General features: G+C 39.6%; 7 protein-coding genes. All 7 read left to right on the top strand.

Annotated elements, in window-relative coordinates; all coding sequences use genetic code 11:
• The coding region (infB, locus tag FC19_RS04095) for a translation initiation factor IF-2 (protein ID WP_057875720.1) at nucleotides 1–2,157 on the top strand (2,157 nt) is incomplete at its 5' end.
• A 34-nt stretch (nucleotides 2,158–2,191) separates the two neighbouring features.
• The gene (rbfA, locus tag FC19_RS04090; protein ID WP_057875719.1) at nucleotides 2,192–2,548 is read left to right on the top strand and encodes a 30S ribosome-binding factor RbfA; all 357 of its coding nucleotides are present in this window, start codon (nucleotides 2,192–2,194) and stop codon (nucleotides 2,546–2,548) included.
• 121 nt (nucleotides 2,549–2,669) lie between these two features.
• Nucleotides 2,670–3,593 (top strand): tRNA pseudouridine(55) synthase TruB, encoded by a 924-nt coding sequence (gene truB, locus FC19_RS04085; RefSeq protein ID WP_057875718.1) that lies wholly within the window; start codon nucleotides 2,670–2,672, stop codon nucleotides 3,591–3,593.
• 1 nt (nucleotide 3,594) lies between these two features.
• The gene (gene ribF, locus FC19_RS04080; RefSeq protein ID WP_057875717.1) at nucleotides 3,595–4,536 is read left to right on the top strand and encodes a riboflavin biosynthesis protein RibF; all 942 of its coding nucleotides are present in this window, start codon (nucleotides 3,595–3,597) and stop codon (nucleotides 4,534–4,536) included.
• A gap of 121 nt (nucleotides 4,537–4,657) precedes the next feature.
• Entirely contained in the window at nucleotides 4,658–5,692 is a 1,035-nt protein-coding gene (gene hrcA, locus FC19_RS04075; RefSeq protein ID WP_057875716.1) for a heat-inducible transcriptional repressor HrcA, read from the top strand.
• A gap of 80 nt (nucleotides 5,693–5,772) precedes the next feature.
• On the top strand, nucleotides 5,773–6,375 hold the full coding sequence (gene grpE, locus FC19_RS04070; protein WP_057875982.1) for a nucleotide exchange factor GrpE: 603 nt from the start codon (nucleotides 5,773–5,775) through the stop codon (nucleotides 6,373–6,375).
• Nucleotides 6,376–6,403: 28 nt separating this feature from the next.
• The gene (dnaK, locus tag FC19_RS04065; protein ID WP_057875715.1) at nucleotides 6,404–8,251 is read left to right on the top strand and encodes a molecular chaperone DnaK; all 1,848 of its coding nucleotides are present in this window, start codon (nucleotides 6,404–6,406) and stop codon (nucleotides 8,249–8,251) included.
• The last annotated feature ends 60 nt before the right edge of the window (nucleotides 8,252–8,311 follow it).

Raw genomic sequence — 8,311 nt, 5'->3', positions numbered from 1 at the left:
AGTACTAATACTCAACAGAACCGCAGCAGTAATCAGCAAAATCATAGTACCAATACTCAACAGAACCGTAGCAGTAATCAGCAAAATCATAGTACTAATACTCAACAGAACCGCAGCAGTAATCAGCAAAATCATAGTACCAATACCCAACAAAACCGCAGCAGCAATCAGCAAAATCACAGTACCAATACTCAACAGAGCCATAACAGCAACAACAATAACAACAGTCAACGTCAGAGTCAGGGAAATCGTTCAAGTAATAATCGTTTCGGAAACAATCGTTATAATCAATATGGTCAAAATAAGTTCAGCAATAAAAAGAGACGTAAGAATAAAAAGGGAAATCGACGTCAAGAAAATAAGAAACCTGCAGTTCCACCGCGCAAGGATCGTCCGTTGCCAGAAACTCTTGTTTATACGGTCGGTATGAATGTTGCAGATATTGCCAAAAAAATTCACCGTGAACCGGCTGAAATAATCAAAAAGTTATTTATGATGGGCGTTATGGTTAACCAAAATCAGTCCTTAGATAAAGACACAATCGAAATTTTAGCAGCTGATTATGGGATCAAAGCCGAAGAAAAGATTGAAGTCGATGTTGCGGATATTGATAAATTTTTTGAAGAAGAACAGGAAAACAAAAAGCATCTTGTTCCACGACCACCTGTGGTTACTATTATGGGACATGTCGATCATGGTAAGACAACATTACTGGACAAGCTTCGTCATACGCATGTGACTGAAGGAGAAGCTGGTGGAATAACACAACACATTGGTGCTTACCAGGTAAAACATGATAGTAAGACAATAACATTCCTTGATACCCCTGGACATGCTGCGTTTACGAACATGCGTGCACGTGGGGCAGACATTACGGATATCACTGTTTTAGTTGTTGCAGCTGATGATGGTGTTATGCCACAGACAATCGAAGCAATAAACCATGCTAAAGCGGCCGAAGTACCAATCATCGTGGCGGTTAATAAAATTGATAAGCCAGGCGCAAATCCTAACCATGTGATGGAACAACTGGCGGAATATGAATTAATTCCTGAAAACTGGGGCGGGGATACAATCTTTGTTGAAATCTCAGCCAAATTTGGAAAGAATCTCGATGAACTGCTGGACATGATCCTCCTTGAAGCGGAGGTTCTTGAACTCAGAGCAAATCCAAGACAGCATGGTGCTGGATCTGTTATCGAAGCACGGCTTGACAAGGGTAAAGGAACAGTTGCATCGCTATTAGTCCAACAAGGTACTTTACATGTCGGTGATCCAATCGTTGTTGGAAATGCATTTGGACGTGTTAGAACAATGATCAATGACAAAGGACAGCAGATTCAAAAGGCTTTGCCAGCGACTCCTGTCGAGATTACTGGGTTGAATGATGTCCCAGATTCTGGAGATCGTTTCATTGTTTTTGAGGATGAAAAGACAGCACGTGCAGCTGGTGAAGAGCGGGCTAAAAGGGCTTTGATAAAAGAACGCAGTAATACACATCACGTCACTTTGGATAACTTGTTCGATTCTCTTAAAGAAGGAGAATTGAAGGAAGTGAATGTGATTATCAAGGCTGATGTTCAAGGCTCAGTTGAGGCCTTAGCAGGCAGTTTGAAAAAAATTGAAGTTGAGGGTGTAAGAGTAAATATTATTCACCAAGCAGCAGGTGCAATAAATGAAAGTGATGTTACCTTGGCGGAAGCATCGAATGCGATTATCATCGGATTCAACGTCCGTCCGACACCACAAGCAAAATCTCAAGCTGATAGCGACAAGGTGGATATTCGTTTGCATCGTGTTATCTATCAAGCTATTGATGAAATAGAGACTGCTATGAAAGGAATGCTTGAACCGGTTTATCAAGAAAAGGTTACGGGGCAAGTTGAAATTCGTGAGACTTACAAGGTATCGAAACTTGGTACGATTGGTGGTGGATATGTAACTGATGGCTATATCCAACGTGAAAGCGGAATTCGTATTATTCGAGAAGGAATAGTCATCTATGAAGGCAAGCTTGCGAGTTTGAAGCGGTTTAAAGATGATGTTAAGCAGGTTAAACAAGGATTTGAATGTGGCTTGATGATTGAAAAATATAATGACATCAAGGTCGGAGATCAAATTGAAGCTTTCATTATGGAAGAAGTTCCCGCTGAGTAGTAAAAAAACGTTATATTGTGAGGGGGAAAACATAATGGCACAAAATTACCGTGTTGGGCGTTTAGCCCAAGAGATTCAAAAAGAGGTCAGTGATATCTTAATGAAAAGAGTCCGTGATCCGCGTGTCCAAGGCGTCACGGTTACAGGGGTTGAAGTGACTGGTGATTTGCAGCAGGCAACAATTTATTACAGCATCTTGTCTGAGCTTGCATCTGATGGCGAAAAAACACAGATCGGTTTGGATAAGGCAACAGGTTTGATTCGACGAGAATTGGGGGCTAGACTGAGCATTTATGTGACACCTGAGATAAGGTTCGAGCGTGATGAATCTGTTCAGTATGGTGACAAAATTGATCGGCTCCTAAACAAGCTTCATCATTCAAAAGAATAATGTTGTTTAAAGTGAGCTAAGTCCCGTGTTTTTGAATATTAAAAAGAAGGGGTGGAGTTGATTCCACCTTCTTTTTTGTAGTAAAGTAAAAAAACATTAGTGTGTTTCTGGGAGGAAAAATATGAACGGCATCGTACCTTTGTACAAAGAGCGCGGCATGACTAGCAATGATTGTGTTTTTAAATGTCGCAGGATTTTTAAAACGAAACGTGTTGGTCACAGCGGCACCTTGGATCCAAATGTCGATGGAGTGTTGCCTATCTGTATAGGAAAAGCTACCAAAGTCGTCAATTACTTGATGGACTCAGGGAAAATTTATATTGGCGAGATTACTTTAGGCTTCGCCACCACGACCGAAGATCTTGAAGGTGATGTCATTGCAGAGCGGAAGTTAACAAAACCATTTGAAACTGACGTGATCAATGAGGCAATGCAGTCCTTAACTGGGGAATTAATCCAAATTCCACCAATGTACTCTGCAATCAAGGTCAGGGGACGGCGACTTTACGACTATGCGCGCGCGGGCGAAACCGTCGAAAGGCCGCGTAGAAAAATCATTGTTAACTATTTTAAACAGATCAATAACTCAACTTTTAAAACTGAAAAAGGGCAGCAAAAAATTCAATTTGAAGTTGGGTGCGGAAAGGGAACGTATGTCCGAACGCTTGCAGTTGATCTAGGTAAAAGACTTGGAGTACCAGCTGTGATGTCAGATCTGACACGGTTAGCAAGCGGTGGATTTACGATTAGTCAGGCCGTTAAGTTGGATGATCTGAAAGAAGCAGTTGAAAAAGGTGAGCTCGAAGGGCAGCTCTTTCCAGCTGATCATGCTTTAAAAAAATATCCACACTATACATTAACAGATACACAGTGGGGAATCGTGAAAAACGGTGGCTTTTTAAGTCCTAAGTATTTGGGGGGCGAAAATCGGCCGACAATTGTTTTGATGTACACTAATCAGGCTAGGGCTCTTTATTGTTTTAATCAAGAAAAAGAACGTTATCAACCTGAACAAATGATTGACTTGACTGAAGGAGAAAATTAACGTGCAAGTAATTTATTTAGATGAACCATTTAATGAAAAAAATGTAAATTCAGCACCCATAGTGTTGGCATTAGGCTTTTTTGATGGCGTTCATCTAGGTCATCAGCAAGTAATAAAAAAAGCGAAAGCTGAAGCAAAAAAACGAGGCCTAAAATTGGCAGTGATGACTTTAGATAGACATCCTTCAATTGTTTTTCAAAATGTTCCTCAAAGTAGTGTGAGATACCTCACACCTCTAAAACGTAAACTTGAATTGTTCGTCAAGTTAGGAGCAGATATAACTTATATCGTAGCCTTGAATGAAAAAATTTCCTCTATGGGGCCGCAAGAATTTGTGGATAAATATATGGCTGGATTGAACGCTGCTGCAGTGGTTGCTGGTGAAGATTATACTTATGGAAAAAAGAATGTTGCCAATATGCAGACATTGACTGAGTACAGTAAAAAGAGATTTGAAATTATTACTGTCCCTCACTTAAAAAAAGGGGGAAGTAAGGTCGGGTCAACGGTCATTCGAAAGTATATTGATGCAGGAGAAGTGGAAAATGCCAATAAATTATTAGGTTATACCTACCAAAACACAGGTGTGGTTGTTCATGGTAAACAGCGTGGGCGGAAGCTTGGATTTCCGACAATTAATCTGAATATTTCGAACAGTGAGCGTATTCCAAGTGAAGCAATTTATGCTGTTAAGGTAACGATTGTGGGAAAAACAGTTCTCGGAATGGCGTCTATTGGAAGAAACGAAACTTTCGGCGAAGGGCAGAAACAAACGGTTGAAATAAATTTATTTGATTTTTCTCAAATGGTATATGGAGAAGAAACAGTTGTTCAATGGTATTGCAAATTGCGTGAGCAACAGAAATTTTCCGACGTGCAAGGCTTGATAAGGCAGTTAGAAAGAGATAAAGAGAATACAATAAATTATTTTAAAGAAAAATAAATTTGTGTTTATGATTGATATTTATTGACTATTCTTGACTTATCAGAAAACTTCTTGTATATTAATAATTGACTTAGCACTCAATAAGGCTAAGTGCTAAGTGTCAAATGAGGTGATTGTGATGCTAACGGAAAGGCAGTTATTGATCCTTGAAGCAATTATTCAAGACTATACTGATGTTGGTCGGCCAATAGGATCAAAAGCTTTGGAGCGTCAGTTACCGATGCATGTCAGTTCAGCGACTATTCGAAATGAGATGTCAGTGTTAGAGCGACTTGGACTTGTTAACAAGGAGCATTCGTCCTCTGGAAGAGTGCCCTCATTGAAGGGATATCGCTATTACGTTGATAATTTGGTCAAACCTGATGCAATCGATAAGCAGACGCTTGAGAGTATTCGGACATCTTTTGGCAGTCAGTTCTTTAAGAGCGATGAGATTTTAGCGGAATCAGCACAAATTTTATCGGAAATGACCAATTACACAGCGATTGCTTTCAAACCTGAGTCTAAGGATGTTTTTTTACAAGGTTTCAGAGTTATGCCAATGGGAAAGCAGCGTGTTATGGTTATTCTGGCTATGAGTGACGGAACGGTCGAGAGTCAGATCTTCAACCTTCCTAAGCATATTAGTGGTGAAGAGCTTGAAGCAATGGTACGTGTCATTAATGATCAGGTTGTTGGACTGCCGATTACTCAAGTAGTTGACAAACTACAAGAGAGTATACCGCTACTATTACATTATGTTCATCAACCAGGGGGCTTTTTAGATGTTTTTGGCAGAATTTTAGATAAAGCTGCTCAAGACCAGTTCTTCATTGGTGGGAAGCTGAATATGTTGAATTTTGTCGAGAGTGGCGATATTGAACAAATTAAAACCTTATATTCATTGATTGATCGTTACGATGATATTAATGATTTGATTGGCAATTCTGGTGAAAACATTCAAGTCAAGATTGGCAATGAATTGACCAACAGCTCTTTGGCAAACTATAGTTTGATTTCGGCAACCTATGATGTTAATCAGCATGGCAAGGGTTTGATTGCTTTGTTAGGCCCCACTAATATGCCCTACTCCAAAATGATTGGATTGCTAGGTACATTGCGTGAAGAAGTGGCAAGTAGGTTGTTGGATTACTATAATGCATACGATGAATAAGGAAAAGGGGTGTTCACTTGTCCGCAAAGAAAAATGAGGATAAAAAGAATACACAAGATAGTGAAAATTTGGGTAAGAAAATTTTTAAAAAGAAGCAAGCAGAAAACAAGACGGCTGAGGCTGAAAATAAAAGTAAGCTGAAGGAAAAAGTTTCTGCTCAAAACGAGGAAGAAAATACAGAGGCTTCTGAGCAGAAGCCCGAAGATAAAAATAATGATAGCGAAGACCTGCGAAAAAAGCTGGCCGAGTTAGAACAAAAGTATAATGAAGTGGAAGACAAATATCTTCGTGCTGAAGCTGAAATGGCTAACATGCATACTCGTTTTAAAAAAGAGCAGGAGAAGTTGCTTAGGTATGACGGTCAAAGTCTTGCAAAAGACGTATTGCCTGTGATTGATAACTTGAATCGAGCTTTAAAGATTGAAGTGGAAGACGAAGCCTCGAAGCAGATCAAACGAGGTATTGAACTTGTCTATAAAGATATGGAAAAGGCATTGACATCTAACAATGTTGTCAAAATTGAAGCACTTGGTCAGCCTTTTGACCCGACAAAGCATCAAGCTGTTAAGTCAGTCCAAGCTGAGGATGGACAAAAGCCAGATACTGTTGTTGAAGTGTTTCAAGATGGATATATGTTAAAAGATCGAGTACTAAGACCAGCCATGGTCGTAGTTGCTCAATAAAAAAATAAATAAAAGAGGTTGAGAGTATATGTCAAAGATTATTGGTATTGATTTAGGAACGACCAACTCTGCCGTTGCTGTTCTTGAGGGTAAGGAAGCCAAGATCATTACGAATCCTGAAGGAAATCGTACTACTCCTTCTGTTGTTTCATTTAAAAATGGTGAAACACAGGTTGGTGAAGTTGCAAAACGTCAAGCAATTACAAATCCTAACACAGTTGCGTCCATTAAGCGCCACATGGGTGAAGCTGGATACAAAGTAAAAGTTGAGGACAAAGAATATACGCCGCAAGAAATCTCAGCAATGATCCTTCAATACATTAAGGACTATGCTGAATCCTATTTAGGCGAATCAGTATCACAAGCTGTTATCACAGTTCCAGCATATTTCAATGACGCACAACGTCAGGCAACTAAAGATGCTGGCAAGATTGCAGGCTTGAAGGTTGAAAGAATTGTTAACGAACCAACTGCTGCTGCTTTGGCTTACGGTCTTGATAAAACTGACAAGGATGAGAAGATTTTGGTCTTTGATCTTGGTGGTGGAACGTTTGATGTTTCAATTCTTGAGTTAGGTGACGGTGTGTTCGAGGTACTTTCAACAAATGGCGATACACACCTTGGTGGTGATGATTTCGATAAGAAAATCATGGATTGGTTGATTGATGAATTTAAGAAAGAAAATGGAATTGACCTATCGAATGACAAGATGGCAATGCAACGTTTGAAGGATGCAGCTGAAAAAGCAAAGAAAGATCTTTCTGGTATTTCGAGTGCACAAATCAGCTTACCATTTATCACAGCAGGTGAAAGTGGTCCATTGCATTTAGAAAAAACATTAACTCGTGCTCAATTTGATGAATTAACAGCAGATTTAGTTGAGCGGACAAAGATTCCAGTACGTAATGCCTTAAAGGACGCAGACTTAACAATGTCTGATATTGATGAAGTTATTTTAGTTGGTGGTTCAACACGTATTCCAGCTGTTCAAGCAGCTGTGGAAGCTGAAACAAACCACAAACCAAATCAATCCGTTAACCCTGATGAAGCTGTTGCTTTAGGGGCTGCAGTACAAGGTGGAGTTATCACTGGTGATGTTAAGGATGTTGTTTTGCTTGATGTAACGCCATTATCACTGGGAATTGAAACAATGGGTGGTGTATTTACGAAATTGATTGATCGAAATACAACTATTCCTACAAGCAAATCTCAAGTCTTCTCAACTGCTGCAGACAATCAACCAGCTGTCGACATTCATGTTTTGCAAGGTGAGCGTCCTATGGCTGCAGATAACAAGACACTTGGTCGTTTCCAATTAACAGATATTCCTGCTGCACCACGTGGAGTTCCTCAGATTGAAGTTAAATTCGATATCGATAAGAATGGTATTGTGAATGTTTCAGCCAAAGATCTGGGAACAAATAAAGAGCAGAAGATCACTATTAAGAGTTCATCTGGTCTTTCTGATGAAGAAATCGAACGAATGGTTAAAGAAGCTAAAGAGAACGAAGATAATGATAAAAAACGTAAAGAAGAAGTTGATTTGAAGAACGAAGTTGATCAGTTACTCTTTACAACTGACAAGACATTGAAAGATGTTAAAGGTAAGGTTTCTGACGAAGAAATCAAAAAAGCAGAAGAAGCACGTGATGCTTTGAAGAAAGCCCAAGAAGCTAATAATGTTGACGACATGAAGTCTAAAAAGGACGATCTGAACAAGATTATTCAAGACTTGTCAGTCAAACTTTATCAACAAGCACAAGAAGCGCAACAAGCGCAAGCCGGTAAAGATGGTGATGCTGCGAAGAGCGATAATAAAGATGATGGTACTGTTGATGGTGACTTTAAAGAGGTCGACCCAGACGATAAAAAATAGTCGCAGGGACAAGTAAATGAAAAGTCAAAGGCCGGTACGGACTTTGACTTTTTATTTAGC

It is taken from the genome of Liquorilactobacillus aquaticus DSM 21051 (assembly GCF_001436755.1).
In the GTDB taxonomy this organism is placed as follows: domain Bacteria; phylum Bacillota; class Bacilli; order Lactobacillales; family Lactobacillaceae; genus Liquorilactobacillus; species Liquorilactobacillus aquaticus.
The sequence above is the reverse complement of the archived record's forward strand: the minus strand, read 5'-3'. Positions and strand labels throughout refer to the sequence as shown.

Excerpts from the sequence above, each read along its gene's own strand:
- dnaK (WP_057875715.1), top strand. The coding sequence starts at position 6,404 with ATGTCAAAGATTATTGGTATTGATTTAGGAACGACCAACTCTGCCGTT.
- rbfA (WP_057875719.1), top strand. The coding sequence starts at position 2,192 with ATGGCACAAAATTACCGTGTTGGGCGTTTAGCCCAAGAGATTCAAAAA.
- hrcA (WP_057875716.1), top strand. The coding sequence starts at position 4,658 with ATGCTAACGGAAAGGCAGTTATTGATCCTTGAAGCAATTATTCAAGAC.
- truB (WP_057875718.1), top strand. The coding sequence starts at position 2,670 with ATGAACGGCATCGTACCTTTGTACAAAGAGCGCGGCATGACTAGCAAT.